Origin of the sequence: Vogesella sp. EB (assembly GCF_001037925.1) — a bacterium.
GTDB classification, from domain to species: domain Bacteria; phylum Pseudomonadota; class Gammaproteobacteria; order Burkholderiales; family Chromobacteriaceae; genus Vogesella; species Vogesella indigofera.
In genome coordinates this window covers 19,134-34,876 of record NZ_LFDT01000017.1, presented here as the reverse complement: position 1 = coordinate 34,876, position 15,743 = coordinate 19,134, and the positions used below count along the sequence as shown (strand labels likewise).

19 protein-coding genes are annotated in these 15,743 nt (G+C 64.5%); 3 read left to right on the top strand and 16 right to left on the bottom strand.

Features of this window, described 5'->3' with window-relative positions; translation table 11 throughout:
• Positions 1–25: 25 nt before the first annotated feature.
• Complete coding sequence (locus ACG97_RS11025; protein WP_047967417.1) at positions 26–730, bottom strand: GAF domain-containing protein; 705 nt, start codon at positions 728–730, stop codon at positions 26–28.
• Between the two features lie 202 nt (positions 731–932).
• Between ACG97_RS11025 and arfB the strand changes: the two genes are divergently transcribed.
• The 3 genes from arfB (at position 933) to ACG97_RS11010 (ending at position 3,178) form a co-directional block, all read left to right on the top strand.
• Entirely contained in the window at positions 933–1,334 is a 402-nt protein-coding gene (arfB, locus tag ACG97_RS11020; RefSeq protein WP_047967416.1) for an alternative ribosome rescue aminoacyl-tRNA hydrolase ArfB, read from the top strand.
• Between the two features lie 138 nt (positions 1,335–1,472).
• The gene (locus tag ACG97_RS11015) at positions 1,473–2,129 is read left to right on the top strand and encodes an HD domain-containing protein (protein WP_047967415.1); all 657 of its coding nucleotides are present in this window, start codon (positions 1,473–1,475) and stop codon (positions 2,127–2,129) included.
• 134 nt (positions 2,130–2,263) lie between these two features.
• The gene (locus ACG97_RS11010) at positions 2,264–3,178 is read left to right on the top strand and encodes a glutaminase (protein WP_047967414.1); all 915 of its coding nucleotides are present in this window, start codon (positions 2,264–2,266) and stop codon (positions 3,176–3,178) included.
• Between the two features lie 62 nt (positions 3,179–3,240).
• Here ACG97_RS11010 and ACG97_RS11005 read toward each other — a convergent pair whose 3' ends face one another.
• The 15 genes from ACG97_RS11005 to fliF all read right to left on the bottom strand — a co-directional run bounded on the left by ACG97_RS11005 (position 3,241) and on the right by fliF (position 15,708).
• The gene (locus ACG97_RS11005; RefSeq protein ID WP_156168016.1) at positions 3,241–3,990 is read right to left on the bottom strand and encodes an ABC transporter substrate-binding protein; all 750 of its coding nucleotides are present in this window, start codon (positions 3,988–3,990) and stop codon (positions 3,241–3,243) included.
• A gap of 30 nt (positions 3,991–4,020) precedes the next feature.
• Positions 4,021–4,746, bottom strand: a complete 726-nt coding sequence (locus ACG97_RS11000; protein WP_047967412.1) for a YebC/PmpR family DNA-binding transcriptional regulator — start codon at positions 4,744–4,746, stop codon at positions 4,021–4,023.
• Positions 4,747–4,838: 92 nt separating this feature from the next.
• Positions 4,839–5,615 (bottom strand): flagellar biosynthetic protein FliR, encoded by a 777-nt coding sequence (gene fliR / locus ACG97_RS10995; RefSeq protein WP_047967411.1) that lies wholly within the window; start codon positions 5,613–5,615, stop codon positions 4,839–4,841.
• 1 nt (position 5,616) lies between these two features.
• Positions 5,617–5,886 carry a flagellar biosynthesis protein FliQ gene (gene fliQ / locus ACG97_RS10990; protein WP_047967410.1) on the bottom strand — a complete coding sequence of 90 codons (270 nt, stop codon included), beginning with the start codon at positions 5,884–5,886 and terminating at the stop codon, positions 5,617–5,619.
• Between the two features lie 3 nt (positions 5,887–5,889).
• The gene (fliP, locus tag ACG97_RS10985) at positions 5,890–6,633 is read right to left on the bottom strand and encodes a flagellar type III secretion system pore protein FliP (protein WP_047967409.1); all 744 of its coding nucleotides are present in this window, start codon (positions 6,631–6,633) and stop codon (positions 5,890–5,892) included.
• On the bottom strand, positions 6,630–7,070 hold the full coding sequence (fliO, locus tag ACG97_RS10980; protein ID WP_047967408.1) for a flagellar biosynthetic protein FliO: 441 nt from the start codon (positions 7,068–7,070) through the stop codon (positions 6,630–6,632). The genes fliP and fliO overlap by 4 nt, the downstream gene beginning before the upstream one ends.
• A complete protein-coding gene (gene fliN, locus ACG97_RS10975) occupies positions 7,067–7,513 on the bottom strand; it encodes a flagellar motor switch protein FliN (protein ID WP_047967407.1) in 447 nt (148 codons plus the stop codon). The genes fliO and fliN overlap by 4 nt, the downstream gene beginning before the upstream one ends.
• Positions 7,506–8,519 (bottom strand): flagellar motor switch protein FliM, encoded by a 1,014-nt coding sequence (gene fliM / locus ACG97_RS10970; RefSeq protein WP_047967406.1) that lies wholly within the window; start codon positions 8,517–8,519, stop codon positions 7,506–7,508. The genes fliN and fliM overlap by 8 nt, the downstream gene beginning before the upstream one ends.
• A gap of 2 nt (positions 8,520–8,521) precedes the next feature.
• On the bottom strand, positions 8,522–9,055 hold the full coding sequence (gene fliL / locus ACG97_RS10965; RefSeq protein WP_047967405.1) for a flagellar basal body-associated protein FliL: 534 nt from the start codon (positions 9,053–9,055) through the stop codon (positions 8,522–8,524).
• Positions 9,056–9,208: 153 nt separating this feature from the next.
• Positions 9,209–10,327, bottom strand: a complete 1,119-nt coding sequence (locus ACG97_RS10960) for a flagellar hook-length control protein FliK (RefSeq protein ID WP_082133739.1) — start codon at positions 10,325–10,327, stop codon at positions 9,209–9,211.
• A gap of 65 nt (positions 10,328–10,392) precedes the next feature.
• Positions 10,393–10,830: a flagellar export protein FliJ gene (fliJ, locus tag ACG97_RS10955; RefSeq protein WP_047967403.1), complete on the bottom strand. Its 438-nt coding sequence runs from the start codon at positions 10,828–10,830 to the stop codon at positions 10,393–10,395.
• Positions 10,831–10,839: 9 nt separating this feature from the next.
• On the bottom strand, positions 10,840–12,234 hold the full coding sequence (gene fliI / locus ACG97_RS10950) for a flagellar protein export ATPase FliI (protein ID WP_053068145.1): 1,395 nt from the start codon (positions 12,232–12,234) through the stop codon (positions 10,840–10,842).
• Positions 12,218–13,009, bottom strand: coding sequence for a FliH/SctL family protein (locus ACG97_RS10945; RefSeq protein ID WP_082133738.1), 792 nt, complete (start codon positions 13,007–13,009; stop codon positions 12,218–12,220). Before ACG97_RS10945 ends, fliI begins: the two co-directional genes overlap by 17 nt.
• Positions 12,999–13,997, bottom strand: a complete 999-nt coding sequence (fliG, locus tag ACG97_RS10940) for a flagellar motor switch protein FliG (protein ID WP_047967401.1) — start codon at positions 13,995–13,997, stop codon at positions 12,999–13,001. The genes ACG97_RS10945 and fliG overlap by 11 nt, the downstream gene beginning before the upstream one ends.
• Positions 13,990–15,708, bottom strand: a complete 1,719-nt coding sequence (gene fliF, locus ACG97_RS10935; protein WP_047967400.1) for a flagellar basal-body MS-ring/collar protein FliF — start codon at positions 15,706–15,708, stop codon at positions 13,990–13,992. The genes fliG and fliF overlap by 8 nt, the downstream gene beginning before the upstream one ends.
• Between the last annotated feature and the right edge of the window lie 35 nt (positions 15,709–15,743).

Sequence of the window (15,743 nt, the reverse complement as noted above, 5' to 3'; positions counted from 1 at the left end):
GATAATGGGGGCAAAAGCTTGCAGTTTAAAGTACCGTCGCCGCCGATTTGGCCAGCGCCCGCAGGCTGACGAAGTGCGCCGACAGCGCGCAGGCCAGTGCTGCCAGCGTGGCCTGGTGCCCGGCGTGGAAAAACCCCGGCTGCGCCGACTCGGCATCGAGAATGCCGATCACCTCGCCGGCCGCGTCAAACACCGGCAGGCACACCTCGCTGCGCACCTTGGGGTCGCACTCGTAATAGGCGCCGCCCTCGCTCTGCCATTGCCGCACATCGTCGATCACCACGCCGCGACCGCTGCGGCCAACCTTGCTGTTGTTGCTGGCGGCGGCAAACGCCTCGGTCAGCGGGAATTCGGCGCGGCTGGGCAGGCCGCGGTAGGCCAGCTTCAGCAGCACGTCGGCCTCGGGTCGCGGCACCCGGCAATACACCCCCAGCCAGTCGGCCGGCACCTGCGCCAGCACCGCATCCAGCAAGGCCTGTAACGCCAGCAGCTGTTGCGCCAGCGGCAGCGATTCGCCGCCAAACTGCGGCGCGATGTCCCACGGCTCGGCCTCCAGCTCGTCGATCAGCGAGCAACTGCCGCCCTCGCCCAGCTTGGGTACCGGGTAACGGTACAAGTCGGGATAGTCCGCTGCCGTGGGCACCGTCAGCGCCACCGCCAGCGCCTGCTGTGCGGCGGACAGTTGTGTCGCGGTCAGTGCCAGTCCGGCCTGCTGCAGATAATCAGTCATCAACCCTCCTCGCCGGCGCCGCCGGCTCCATACGCAATCATCGCAAAGGCGCTAGAATCCAGTCATCCCGCACCCTGCGGCCATCGCCGCATTATGCCCAATCCCCGTACAAAGCCGAAATCATGACTGCTGCTATCGATATCACCCACGCGCCTGCCGCAAGCCCGCCCGCCGGCGCTGCCCGCGGCCACAGGTTGGCCGCATGAGCAAGTATCCGGTTTCGCCGCAGGAGGTCGACATCAGCGCCGTGCGTGCGCAGGGCGCCGGTGGACAGAACGTCAACAAAGTGTCCTCCGCCATCCACCTGCGCTTCGTGATCCGCGATTCGACCCTGCCGGAGCACATCAAGGAACGCCTGCTGGCACTGCAGGACCAGCGCCTAAGCAAGGACGGCGTGCTGATCATCAAGGCGCAGCAATACCGCACCCAGGAGCAGAACCGGCAGGATGCGCTGCAGCGGCTGCAGCAGCTGGTCGACAGCGTCAGCCACGAGCAGAAGGCCCGCCGTGCCAGCAAGCCGAGTTACGGCGCACGGCAGCGGCGCATGGACAGCAAGAGCCTGCGCGGCAAGGTCAAGTCGCTGCGCGGCCCGGTGCGCGACTGAGCCGCCACACTCCGCAGCCAGCCGTCGTTGCGGCCAACCTTGCGCCCGCGGCAATGACCAGCCCCACATGCTGCAACGCGCATTGACAAGCCCGACCGCCGCGCCCTCTAATACCGCCCCCTCTGCAAGGAATCGACGATGCAAGACCTGCACCACTGGCAAGCCTTCTGCCTCTCGCTGGCACGCGAACAGGCCGGTGACGACGGCGCCCACGACCTGAATCACCTCGGCCGCGTCTGGCATGCGGCGCGACAGCTGCTGGCCAGCTACCCGCAGGCCGACACGCTGGTGGTGATGGTGGCCTGCTACCTGCACGACCTGGTCAACCTGCCGAAGAACCACCCCGAGCGCCACCTCGCCTCGCGCCAGGCGGCGGCGCTGGCCAGCGCCAGGCTGGCCGCCGCCGGCTTCGACGCGGCACGGCTGCCGGCGGTGGCGCACGCCATCGAGGCACACAGCTTTTCCGCCAATATCGCACCGCAGACGCTGGAAGCGCAGATCGTGCAGGACGCCGACCGGCTGGACGCGCTCGGCGCCGTCGGCCTGGCGCGACTGTTCTACACCGCCGGCCGCATGAACAGCGCACTGGCCGCCAGCGATGACGTGCTCGCCGTGCAGCGACCGCTGGATGACCGCGCCTACGCGCTGGACCACATCGCGGTGAAGCTGGCGACGCTGCCGGCCACCATGCAGACCGCCGCCGGCCGCGCGCTGGCCGAGACGCGACTGCAGTGGCTGTACCAGTTCCGTGACGTGTTTGTCGCGGAATGGGCGCTCGAGACGCTGCCGTCCTGAACGGCAGCCGCTCCACAACGGATCCGGCCGGCAGCCAGCGGCTGCCGGTGGAAATGACTGGCCAGTACGAGGCGGCACAGACCGCCCGGCCGGCCAGGGTAGTACCGATAACAACACCTGACCGATAGCAAACCATGAACATCCAACAACTGATCGACGACATCGCCGCCGATGTCCGCCCCTACCTCGCGCAGGCCGCGCCCGCCGACTACATCCCGGCACTGGCCGGCGAAGACCCGCAACAATTCGCGATGGCGGTGGCGACGCTGGACGGCCAGCTGTACGCCACCGGCCACAGCGACAAGCGCTTCTCCATCCAGAGCATCTCCAAGGCCTTCATGCTGGCGCGGGTGCTGGCGGTGTACGGCGACGCGCTGTGGCAGCGCGTCGGCAAGGAGCCGTCTGGCAACCCGTTCAACTCGCTGGTGCAGCTGGAGTACGAACAGGGCGTGCCACGCAACCCGTTCATCAACGCCGGCGCACTGGTGGTCACCGACATCGCGCTGAGCCAGCTCGGCGATTCCAGCAGCGCGCTGCGCGACTTCCTGCGCGAGGAGAGCGCGCAGCCGGCGCTGGATTTCGACTACGTGATCGCGGCGTCGGAATCGGAACATGGTCACCGCAATGCGGCGCTGGCGCACTTCATGAAGAGCTGCGGCAACCTGCACAACAATGTCGAGCAGGTGCTGGCGCACTACTTCCGCGCCTGCAGCCTGCGCATGAATGTGGCCGAGCTGGCGCGCGCCGGCCTGTTCCTCGCCAACCACGGCGCCTCGCCGGTCAGCGGCGCGCAACGGCTGACGCGCAGCCAGGCCAAGCAGGTCAACGCCATCATGCTGACCTGCGGCACCTATGATGCCGCCGGCGAATTCGCCTACCGCGTCGGCCTGCCGTGCAAGAGCGGCGTCGGCGGCGGCATCCTGGCGGTGCTGCCCGGCAAGATGAGCATCGCGGTGTGGAGCCCGGGGCTGGATGCGCGCGGCAATTCGCTGGCCGGACTGGAGGCGCTGGACCGCTTCACCACCCGCAGCGGCGAGTCGGTGTTCTGAGCCACTAGACACCACCACGCCGACACAAGGTTGGCCGCAAGCCTTGCGGCCAACCTTGTGCGTTAGTAGCGGGCGCGGTAGTCGTCCAGCCGCCGCTGCAGGCTGCGCTCCGCCTTCATGCGGCTGATGGCGGCATTGATGCGCGCCATGATCGCCTCGGCCTCGGGATGGGCCCTGGCGATGGCAAAGTGATTGCTGTCCAGCAACAGCGGATTGCCGACGATGCGCAGGCGCGACAGCGCGATGCCGGCGCGCTGCGCGTTGTAGCGCACCGCCTGCTCGCCGCCGGCAATCACCGCCGCGTCCAGCCGGCCGGCCAGCAGCATCGCCAGCCGTTGCGGCGGCTCGCCATCCTCGTTGATGCGCAGCTGCGGCAGCACCGCGTTGAGCTCGGCGCCAAAGCGGGCGGCACGGGTGGTGCCGACGCGCTTGCCGATCAGGTCACGCTGCGTGGCAAACGGGAACGGCCGCGCGGCGTCCTGCACCAGCACTACCGCATCCTCCAGCACCGGCAGCGAGAACAGGAACAGCTGTTCGCGCTCCGGCGTCCGCGAAAACACCGGCGCCAGCACGCCGCGACCGGCCTCGACTTCCTTGATCGCCCGCGCCCACCGCAGCGCACGCGTTTCCGGCTCGAAGCCGGCGCGGCGCAGGATCGCCACGCCAAGGTTGACCGCGTAGCCGCTAGCGCGCCCGCCGTCGGCAAACTGCTTGGGCGCGGTATGTGCACTGCTGTACATCACCAGCGACTGCGCACGCGCCGCCACCGCGAGCAACAGCAACGCGGCCAGCAAAAAGGCCCGTGACAACACGGGCCTTGCCGGCAGAGCAGGCGGCGACACTTATTCGTCCATCACCGCGGAGGTGTAGACATCCTGCACGTCGTCGAGGTCTTCCAGCGCGTCGAGCAGCTTCTGCATGCGCAGCGCGTCGTCGCCGGTCAGCTCGGTCTCGTTCTGTGGCCGCATGGTCACTTCGCCCATTTCCGACTTGTAGCCGGCCTTTTCCAGCGCCGCCTTGATGGCGCTGAACTCGTAGGGGCCGGTAATCACTTCCAGCGAACCGTCGTCGTTGGTGATCACGTCGTCGGCGCCGGCTTCCAGCGCTGCCTCCATCAGGCCGTCCTCGTCCACGCCCGGCGCAAACACCAGGTAGCCGCAGTGGCTGAACTGGAACGCCACGCAGCCGTCGGTGCCCATGTTGCCGCCGTACTTGGAGAAGGCATGGCGCACGTCGGCCACGGTACGGGTCTTGTTGTCGGTCAGGCAGTCCACCATCACCGCGGCGCCGCCGATGCCGTAGCCCTCGTAGCGGCACTCGATGTAGTCGACGCCTTCCAGCGTGCCGGCGCCACGGTCAATCGCGCGCTGCACGTTGTCCTTCGGCATGTTGGCGTCCCAGGCCTTGTCCACCGCCAGGCGCAGGCGCGGGTTGGAATCCAGGTCCGGGCCACCCATTCTGGCCGCGACCGTGATCTCCTTGATCAGGCGGGTAAAAATTTTGCCGCGCTTGGCGTCAGCGCGTTCTTTCTTGTGCTTGATGTTCGCCCATTTGCTGTGACCAGCCATAGCAGCCTCAATCGAGTAAAAAGTCGGCGGCGTACCGTGTGCACGCCGCAAGAATGAATTGGGTAACGCAGGGTGCCGATTTTAGCAAAAAGCTAGGGGGCTATCAGCAGCTTGCTGATAAAGCCGAAACCATCACGGTAAATTTGTGCGATCGCCGGCTCCAGCAAGGGCAGCACCAGGTACAGCGCGATGAAGCCGATCATCAGCGTCAGCGGAAAACCGAAGGAAAACACGTTGAACTGCGGCGCCGCGCGCGTCATCACGCCGATGGCCAAGTTGGTCACCAGCAGGCTGCCGACCACCGGCAACGACAGCCACAGCCCCCACAGGAACAGATGACCGCCCCACTCCGCCAGCAGCCGCAGCGACAGTGCCGGCACGCTGACGCCGATCGGCATCTTGTCAAAACTGTCCATCAGCGCGGTGAGCAGGATGTGGTGGCCATCAAAGGCCAGGAACAGCAGCGTAGTGAGGATGGTCAGCACCCGCGATACCGCCGGCACCTGCGCCGCGTGCTGCGGATCGAAGAACATCGCGAAGCCAAGACCCATCTGTGTCGCCATGATGAAGCCGGCCAGCTCCACCGCGGTGATCACGATGCGCATCACGAAGCCGATGATGATGCCGATCATCAGCTGCTGCAGCACGATCAGCAAACCGGCGGCCGACACCAGTGGCACGGTCGGCAGCGGTGGCAGCAGCGGCGCCACCAGCAGCGTCAGCAGCAGCGCAAAACCGGCCTTGAAGCGACGCGGGATGCTGCGCGAGGCAAACAGCGGATCGGCCAGTAGCACGCCGAGAATGCGCGAGAACGGCCACACGAAGTAGGCAACCAGCAGGTTGATCTGGGCATCGCTGATGGCAAACATGTCAGCCGATGGCCAGCGGAATGCTCTGGAACAGCCGCGTGGTGTAGTCCATCAGCGTGGTCAGCATCCACGGCCCGGCCAGCACCAGCACCAGGAACATGGCGATCAGCTTGGGGATGAAGGTCAGCGTCATCTCGTTGATCTGGGTCGCCGCCTGCAGGATGCTGACCAGCAGGCCGACCAGCAGCGACACCGCCAGCGGCGGCGCGGCGACGATGATCAGGATGAACAGCGCATTCTGGATCAGGGTGATGACCGATTCTGGCGTCATGGTCTACCTCCCGCCGAAGCTCTGCACCAGCGAGCCGAGCAGCAGCGTCCAGCCGTCGACCAGCACGAACAGCATGATCTTGAACGGCAAGGAAATGATCACCGGCGACACCATCATCATCCCCATCGCCATCAGGATGCTGGCCACCACCAGGTCGATGATCAGAAACGGGATGAAGATCATGAAGCCGATCTGGAACGCGGTTTTCAGTTCGCTGATCACGAAGGCCGGAATCAGCGTCTTCAGCGACACCTCGGCCGGGGTCGCCGGTGCCGGCGAGCGCGAGATCTCGATGAAGAAGGCCAGATCCTTTTCCCGCGTCTGCGTCAGCATGAACGCCTTCATCGGCTTGGCCGCCTCGCCGGCGGCCTGCTCGAACGATATCTTGTTCTCCGACAGCGGCAGCCAGGCATTGGCGTACACCTGGTCCAGCGTCGGCGACATGATGAAAATGGAGAGGAACAGGCTGAGCCCGATCAGCACCTGGTTCGGCGGCGACTGCATGGTGCCCATCGCCTGGCGCAGCAGCGACAGCACGATGATGATGCGCGTGAACGAGGTCATCATCAGCATCATCGCCGGGATGAAGCTCAGCGAGGTCATGAACAGCAGCATCTGCAGGCTCAGCGAGTAGCTTTGCCCGCCGGCCGCATCCGGCGCGCTGGTCATCATCGGCAAGCCGGCAGCTTGGCTGCCCAGCGGCAGCAGCAACAGCGCCAGCACGCCCAATCGTTGGAGTGTACTCATGGCGTATCGTTGGAGGAGGGTCGGCGGTGTTTGGCCAGCGCTGCGGCCAACCATTCGGCAAAGGGTGGCGTGGCCGCCGGCACGGTGGCGGCATTGGCGGCGCCTTCCGGCCTGGCCATGCTGGTCAGCAGGTTGACCTGTTTCGCCGTCACGCCAAGCACCAGCCACTGCCCGTCCAGCTCGACGATCACCACCCGCTCATGCGGGCCGACCATCACGCCGCTGACCACCTTGGCCGGCTGCCAGCGCCCGAGCATGCCGCCCATGCTGACGCGGCGGAACAGCCACGCGGCACCGACGATCACCGCCAGCACCAGTCCCAGCGCCAGCATCACCTGTACCAGCCCCCACAACGGCGAAGTGCCCGCATCGGCGGCGGGCACGGCGGCGCTGACCGACAGCGGCAGCAACAGCAACACAATCAGCAATCGGTTCATTTCTGTAGTCGGCGAATACGCTCGACGGGCGTAATGATGTCAGTCAGGCGGATACCGAAACGGTCGTTGACCACCACCACCTCGCCCTGCGCGATCAGGCAGCCGTTGACCAGCACGTCCATCGGCTCGCCGGCCAGGCCATCCAGCTCCACCACCGAGCCCTGTGCCAGCTGCAGCAGGTTGCGGATCGCGATCTTGGTACGCCCTAGCTCGACGGTCAGCTGTACCGGGATATCCAGAATCATGTCCAGATTCTGCGGCACCGCCTGGCTCTGGCTGCTGCCGGACAGGTCCTGGAACAGGTTGGTCGCCGGTTTTACCTCGGCGGCGGCGGTGTCCGCCACTTCCTGTTCGGCCATCGCCGCTGCCCAGTCGTCCATGGACACTTCTTCGTCAACTGCTCCGGCAACCGAATCCGGATCAAAGCCCTGCTCGTCACTCATCTTCTTGCTCTCCACTCGGTGGCGGCTCAAACAGCTCCTGCGCCCCAGACAGTATCGTTTCCACTTTCAATGCGTAATTGCCGGAGACCGTGCCGTAGCTGCACTCCAGCACCGGGATGCCCGACACGTCAGCCACCACCTTCTCCGCCACGTCCACCATCACCACGTCACCGACCTTGAGATTGAGGATGTCGCCCAGTGTCACCTTGGTCTGCGCCAGGGTGGCGACCAGTTCCACCTCGGCGGCCTGCACCTGGTACTGCATCAGGTTGACCCAGCGGTTGTCGACCTCGGTACGGTCAGCCTGCATGCTGCTGGCCAGCAGATCGCGCAGCGGCTCGATCATCGAGTACGGCAGACAGACGTGGAAGTCGCCGCCACCGGCACCCAGCTCGATATGGAAGGTCGCCGCCACCACCACCTCGGTCGGGGTGGCAATGTTGGCAAACTGGGTATTCATCTCCGAGCGCAGATAGACAAACTCGATCGGGTACACCGGCTCCCACGCCTTCTGGTACTCGGCAAACACCACTTCCAGCATCTTGCGGATGATGCGCTGTTCGGTCGGGGTAAAGTCGCGGCCTTCCACCCGCACGTGGAAGCGGCCATCGCTGCCAAACAGGTTGTCGACCACCAGGAACACCAGGTCCGGGTCGAAAATCAGCAGCCCGGTGCCGCGCAACGGTTTGACGTGCACCAGGTTGAGGTTGGTCGGCACCACCAGGTTACGGATGAACTCGCTGTACTTCAGCACCCGCACCGGCCCGACCGAGATCTCGGCATTGCGGCGCAGGAAGTTGAAAAAACCGATACGCAGATTACGCGCGAAACGCTCGTTGATAATCTCGAGCGTCGGCATCCGGCCGCGGACAATGCGCTCCTGGCGGCCGATGTCATAGGCCCGTACGCCACCGTTGTCGCTGTCCGCGCCGTCGTTGTCCTCTTCCCCGGTCACGCCGCGTAATAGCGCGTCGACCTCTTCCTGGGACAGGATTTCATCAGCCATGATTACTGCAACTGAATGATGAAGGATGTGAAGAGCACGTTTTCAACCGGTTCTTCTTCACCGGCATCCATCGACTCATTGATGATTTTCTTGATCTGCGCCTTCAGCTTGATCTTGCCGTCCGCCGACTGCAGTTCCTCTTCGGTCTTGGCCGACAGCAACAGGATCAGGGCACTGCGGATTTTCGGCAGATAGGCTTTCATATTGTTTTTGGCGGCTTCGTCGTACAACTCGGCCTGCAGCTCGATTTGCAGCATCGACGAGCCACCGCTCAGATTGACGACAAACGGTTCCAGCTTCTCGAACACCGGCGGGCCTTCTTTTTTCTCTTTCTTTTCCGGCGCATGCTCGGTGGTGGCATGACTGGCATCGGCACCGGCGGCCGACTTGTTGCTCAGGAACACATAGGCGGCCAGACCGCCCACCGCGGCCAGTACCAGCACCAGTAACACGATGACAACCAAGAGTAGTTTGTTATTGCCTCCTGCCGCGGGCTTGGCTTCTTTAACGTCTTCTTTTTTATCTTTTTCGGCCATGACAATACCTGCTCTCGTTTAAAAGAAATGCTTAACCCCTATTTTCTCCATTTCTTGTCGAGTTGAACAGCCATTTAGTAGATTTCCGGGGAAACAGCAAGCCGTTTCCAGCTTGCGGCCAACCTTGCTTCAGCCTGCGACACGGCTGGCCAATCAGGCGGTCACGCTCAGGCCGGAAGAGACGGTCGCCGCCGGTGCGGTGGACTCCAGCTCAGCTAGCGGCGACATCGCCTCGGACTGGGCGCGGCCGCGCTGCTGCTGCGCCTGCTGGCCGTGCTGTTGCTGGCCCTGCTGCTGCGAGGAGACCTGGGCATCGGCCAGCTGCAGGCCGGCCTGCTCCATCATCCGCGACAGCGCCGGCAGATGGCTCTCGACGATTTCCTTGGCCATCAGGTTGGAGGTGGTCACCACGATTTGCGCCTGCTCCTTGTTCATGGAGATCTGGACTTCAATCGGCCCCAGTTTTTCCGGGGTGACATGGAAGCGTGCGGAGTCCAGCTGCCGCTCAACCGCCTTCACCACTTGCTGGCCAAAGGCTTCGCCCCACTGCTTGCTGCGATCCATGGTGCCGCCCAGCAGCACTTCTTTCAGCTCCTTGCCGGCGCCGCTAGCGGACAAGTCGGTCGGCAATTCCTGCCGCCCGGCGGCAAGCGCCGGCGGCAAGGTTTTCACTTCGGAAGCAGCCTCGGCCGCTTCCGCCTCGCGCATGGCCAGCCGCACCGCCACCGCGGCGGACAGGCCATCATCCTTCAACGCGCGCAGCGCCCGTTTGTCACTGCTGGCAGCGGCCAGCAGCCCCGGCAGTACCGGCGCTTCGTCAGCGGCGGCGTCACCAGTCAGCGCTGCCAGTTCCGACAATGCGCCGGTCGTCTCGCCACCTTTGGCGGCCTTGGTTTTGGCACCGGCCAGTGCGGCCAACTCCTCCGCCGTCAGCGCTTCGCCGAGCGCCGCGGGATCCGACAGGGCGGAGAGCGCCGCGGCATCCTTGCCGGCAGAGGTGGTCAGCGGGTTGGCCGCGGCATTGCCGGGCATGAACAGGCCGCCCAGCAGCAAGGAAGCGTCTTGCACCGCGGCAGCACGCGGCTGCTGGCCGATGCCATCCAGCAGCGCACTGTCGCCGGCCGCCGCCACGCCCGGCTGCCCGAGGGTGAACGCCTGCAACTGGTTGGCAAAGAACATGGCAAAAGGGGAGTCCGGCGTGCTGACATAGCTTTGGCTCGGGGTGGCCGAGCTGTCGCTCAGGTTTAAAACGGACTGGACGGTAATGGCCATTTAGACATGCTCCTTATTGTCATCACCCCGACAAAAGCATGAATTGTGCCAAGCAGCAGTGCGTGCTACTCAGCCTTGTCCTGGGAGCTGATGCGGGCGGCAAATTCGTCCATCTGCTTCTGCTCGGCCTTGCGCTGTCGCACGCTCAGACGCTCTGCCTCGCGCTCCTGCAGCACCTGGTAGGACTTCAGCTGCTTGCGCAGGCCAAGCCAAGCCTGCTTCTCCAGCAGGAAACGCTGCACGCAACGATCCAGCTCGTGCTGCTGCTGTTGCCGCGCCTCTTCCAGCTTGAGCAGGAACAGGCGCGCGTCCCGCCATTGCCCGACACCGAGGCCACGCTGCGCCATGTGCAGCACCCGCTGCTGGTAGTCGGCCAGAAAGGCATCCACCTGCCGCAGCGTCGCCTCCGCCTGCGTTTGCGCCTGCTGCGCCTGCTTCATGCGTTTGGCAGCCTCGTCCAGCTTGTCTTGTGCCAGCCGAATCAACAGGTCGAATTTGCTCATGACCTAGCCTTAGGCGGTCAGCACTTGCTCAAGCTGCGTCAGGCAGGAGGCAAAGTCGTGGTATTCGTTCATCGGCTGGGTCAGGAAGCCGACCAACTGCAAGTGACGGCGCATCGCCTCGTCCAGCAGCGGATCGGAGCCGGGCACATAGGCGCCGACGTTGATCAGGTCGCGACTGCGCTGGTAACGCGAAAACAGCTGCTTGAAGCGGCGCGCCAGATTGACGTGATGCGGGGTGGTGACGTCGACCATCACCCGCGAAATGGACTGCTCGATATCGATCGCCGGATAGTGACCGGACTCGGCCAGCTCGCGGGTCAGCACGAAGTGGCCATCGAGAATGGCTCGCGCCGAATCGGCCACCGGATCCTGCTGGTCGTCACCCTCGGACAGCACGGTATAGAACGCGGTGATGGAGCCGGCGCCGGCCTCGGCATTGCCGGCCCGCTCGATCAGCTGCGGCAGCTTGGCGAACACCGACGGCGGATAGCCCTTGCTGACCGGCGGCTCGCCGATGGCGAGGGCGATTTCGCGCTGCGCCATCGCGTAACGGGTCACCGAGTCCATCAGCAGCAACACGTCGAGACCCTGGTCGCGGTAGTACTCGGCCAGCGCGGTCGCGTAGGCGGCGCCATGCAGGCGCATCAGCGGCGGCGAGTCCGCCGGTGCCGCCACCACCACCGAGCGCGCCAGACCTTCCGCACCGAGGATGTGCTCGATGAAATCCTTCACCTCGCGCCCCCGCTCGCCGATCAGGCCGACCACCACCACATCGGCACGGGTAAAGCGCGCCATCATGCCCAGCAGCACCGATTTGCCGACACCGGAGCCGGCGAACAGGCCCAAACGTTGGCCGCGCCCCACCGTCAGCAGACCGTTGATCGCGCGCACGCCGACATCCAGCACATCGCGCACCGGCGAGCGGCGCAGCGGGTTCAGCGGCTGGCTGTACAGCGGGTACAGCGCCTCGGCCATCGGCTCGGCACCACCGTCCAGCGGCCGGCCCAGCGAATCCACCACCCGCCCCAGCAGCGACATGCCCACCGGCACCTTGCGCCCCAGCATGCGCACGGTGCCGCTACTATCGGCCGGCTCCTCATACAGCGGCGGCCGGATCTCCGGCACCGCACACACGGCCAGCCCCGGCTGCAGACCATGCACATTGCTGAGCGGCATCAGGTACAGGCGGTCACCGGCAAAGCCGACCACTTCCGCCTCGGCCTGATAATCAGCCGACACCACGATCTGGCAGGCACTACCGACCGGCAAGCGCAGGCCGACCGCCTCCATCACCAGCCCGGTTACTCGCGTCAGGCGCCCTTCCGCCTGCCACGCCGGCAGCGGGCGCAGCGCCTGTTCGCAACGGCGCAAGAAGTCGCGCTGCCGCTCAATCAGCATGCTCATCCGTCAGCCCCAGCCCCTTGCGTAACAGCTGCAGGCGGCTTTCCAGCGTCAGGTCGATGGACGCGGACGGTGTTTCAATGCGGCAGCCGCCGCGCGTGAGGGTGGCATCGGCCTGCCACTGCATGCGCCACTGCGGATACTGCTCCCCCAGGAACGCCTGCAAGGTTGCCAGCTCGTCCGGGTGCGCCTGCACTTTCACCTGCACCACGCTGTCGGCCAGCGAATCCAGCGCCTCGGTCAGCAGCGAGCGCAGCACCGCGGGGTCATGCCGCACCACTTCGCCGATCATCTTCTCGGCAAAGCTGACGGCCAGCGCCAACACCTCCTGCGACAGCTGCGCGCCCAGCAGCGACAACTCCTGCTCGAACGACTGCTGCAACGTGGACAGCGGCTGCCAGTACTGCTGGAACTGCTGCTGCGCCTCGAGCAGCGCCCGCTCGGCACCTTCGGCACGACCACGCTCCTCCCCGGCCTGCATGCCAGCCTGCAAGCCGGCGTCGTAGCCGGTCTGCCACGCCTCCTGATGAATCGCCTCCAGCTCGGCCGCGGTCGGGTAGGCGGCAGCAGCCACGGCATCGAGCGACGCCGTATCCTGCCCATCCTCCGCCATAATGAGCGAAGCCCCCTCGACAGGGGGCTCCTCCGGCTGTGGCGCTGGCGCCGCCAGCTCGGGCGGCGCCGTCTCCGGCACCGCGGCAGCGCTACCCAGCTCACCCATGGTCCAGCTGCGCCACTGCCCCAGCGATTCGGCAGGGATGACGTTGTTATTCGACAAGGCCTTCGTCTCCACCTTTGCTTGCAATCACGATCTGGCCTTCGTCGGCCAGCTTGCGCACGATCTTGAGGATTTCCTTCTGCTCGGCCTCGACCTCGGACAACTTGACCGGGCCTTTCGACTCCAGGTCATCCCGCAACATCTCGGCGGCGCGCGACGACATATTGCGGAAAATCTTGTCTTTCAGCTCCTGGCTGGTGCCTTTCAGCGCCACCACCAGCGAATTGGACTGCACTTCGCGCAGGATGGTCTGGATCGAGCGGTCGTCGATTTCCAGAATGTTCTCGAACACGAACATCTTGTCCTGAATGCGCTGCGCCAACTCCGGATCGTACTCGCGGATATAGGACAGCGCCGAGGCTTCGACGTTGGAGCCGAGGAAGTTGAGGATTTCGGCCGTCATGCCGACACCACCGGCCGCGCTCTTCTTGACGCGATCGGCGCCGGACAGCAGCTGCGTCAGCACGTCGTTCAGCTCGCGCAATGCCTGCGGCTGCACGCCTTCCAGCGTCGCGGTACGGATCAGCACTTCGTTGCGCACCCGCTCCGGGAAGTAAGCCAGGATGGCGCTGGACAGGTCCGGGTCCAGGTGCACCATGATGGTGGCGATGATTTGCGGGTGTTCGTTGCGGATCAGGTCGGCGGCGGAGGACGGGTCCATCCACTTCAGGCTTTCGATGCCGCTGTGGTCGTTGCCCTGCAGGATCTTGTCCAGCAGGTTGGCCGCCTTGTCTGGACCCAGCGCTTCCACCAGCACGTTGCGCAGGTACTCGTCGGTCGCACCGAAGTTGGCGCGGGCCGCGCACTCCTCCTGGAATTGCGACACCACCTTCTCCACTTCCTCGTGGCTCAGGTTATTGAGCCCGGCCATGGCCAGACTGAGCTTCTGCACTTCCTTGGGTCCAAGGTACTTGAAGACCTCGATCGCTTCCGACTGGCCAAGACTGAACAGCAGTACAGAACTGCGGCGAACACCGACGTCACTCATCAGAGCTGATCCATTCCTTGATAATCTGTGCGGCCATGCGAGGGTCGGACTTCACCAGCTCGCGAACATTTTGCATATTAGCCTCGAACACGCGGCGCTGGAGCTCTTTCGGTGACGGATTGTCGCTATCCTCTTCCGACTCACCCTCTTCACTCTCTTCTCCGGCGACCGCCAGCAGGCGGCCACTACTGGCCGCAGCCTCAAGGTCATCCACCGGCGGCGGCGGTGGCGGATTCACCACGTCGCGCATGATCGGCCGTACCACCCCGAACAGCAGATAGAGGATGGCCAGCAGCAACAGACCGTACTTCAGCAAATCGGAGGCATTGTTGCTGGCAAAATCCAGCACCTTGTCCTGCACCGTCAGCACCGGTACCGCATCGGCAAAGCTGGCGTTGACCACGTTCACCGAATCGCCGCGCTCGGCATTGAAGCCGACCGCCTCCTTGACCAGATTATTGATCTGGCCGAATTCCTTTTCCGTCAGCGGCGTCGCCTTCAACACCCCCTGGTTGTCGGGCACCATCTTGTAGTTCACCACCACCGCCGCGGTCAGGCGCTTGATGACGCCCTTCTGCGACTTTGTGTGCTGGATGGTCTTGTCGACTTCGTAGTTGGTGGTGATTTCGCGGCTCAACGAACCGGAGGCGGTGCCCATCGGCAAGCCCGACAAGGTGGCAGTACCGGGCGCGGCGCCCGGCGGCAGCGTCAGCGGCGCCGACGCCGGCGACGGTGGCTGATTGGTCAGTGCCCCGGGCACGCCGGACGGCAGGTTGGCGTCGCGCCCCAGTGTTTCGCTGATCTGCTGGCTGCGGGTCGCGGAGGGATTGGGTGTTGAATTGGGGCGGAAGCTCTCCGAGGTCTGCTCCGACTCGGAAAAATCCACGTTGGCCGTCACCTGGGCACGGGCATTGCCCTTGCCGAAAATCGGTTCGAGAATGGTTTCGACACGCTTGGTGTAGTCGGCCTCGATCTGGCGCACATAATCCAGCTGCCGGCGATCAAGCGAGCCGTTGTTCTGGTCCGGCACCGTGGACAACAGATTGCCGTCCTGATCGACGATCGACACATTGCGCAGCGGCAGGTTGGGCACCGAGCTGGACACCAGGTGCATGATGCCGGCAATCTGCCCACCATCCAGAATCCGTCCCGGACGCAGGGTCAGCATCACCGATGCCGTCGGCTGCTGCTGGTCACGCACGAATACCGTCTGTTTCGGCATCGCCAGATGCACGCGCGCACTATCGACCACGGCAACCGCCTCGATGGTGCGGGCCAGTTCACCCTCGATCGAGCGCTGGTAATTGACCTGCTCGGCAAACTGGCTGATACCGAACTTCTGCTTGTCCATCAGTTCGAAACCGACACCGCCGGCCTTGGGCAGACCTTGCGTCGCCAGCTTCAGCCGAGTGTCGTAGACGCGCTCGCTCGGCACCGAGATCACGCCACCATCACCAATCTGGTACGGCACGTTCATCTGCTGCAGCGCGGCGGTGACCTGGCCACCGTCACTATCGGCCAGACCGGTAAACAGTACTTTGTAGGAAGGTTCGCGATTGAATACCAGCAAGGCAAGCGCGATGGACAACACTGCGGCGATGGCAGTGAAGAACAGGATTTTCTTGTTATTGGGAAGGGCATTGAAACGTGTCAACACTTCGTTGGCACGCCCCTTCCAGGCAGGCGCAGTATTATCGACCAATTCAGCCATACAGTGGTTATTTCATTATTGATCTTACCGCCGCA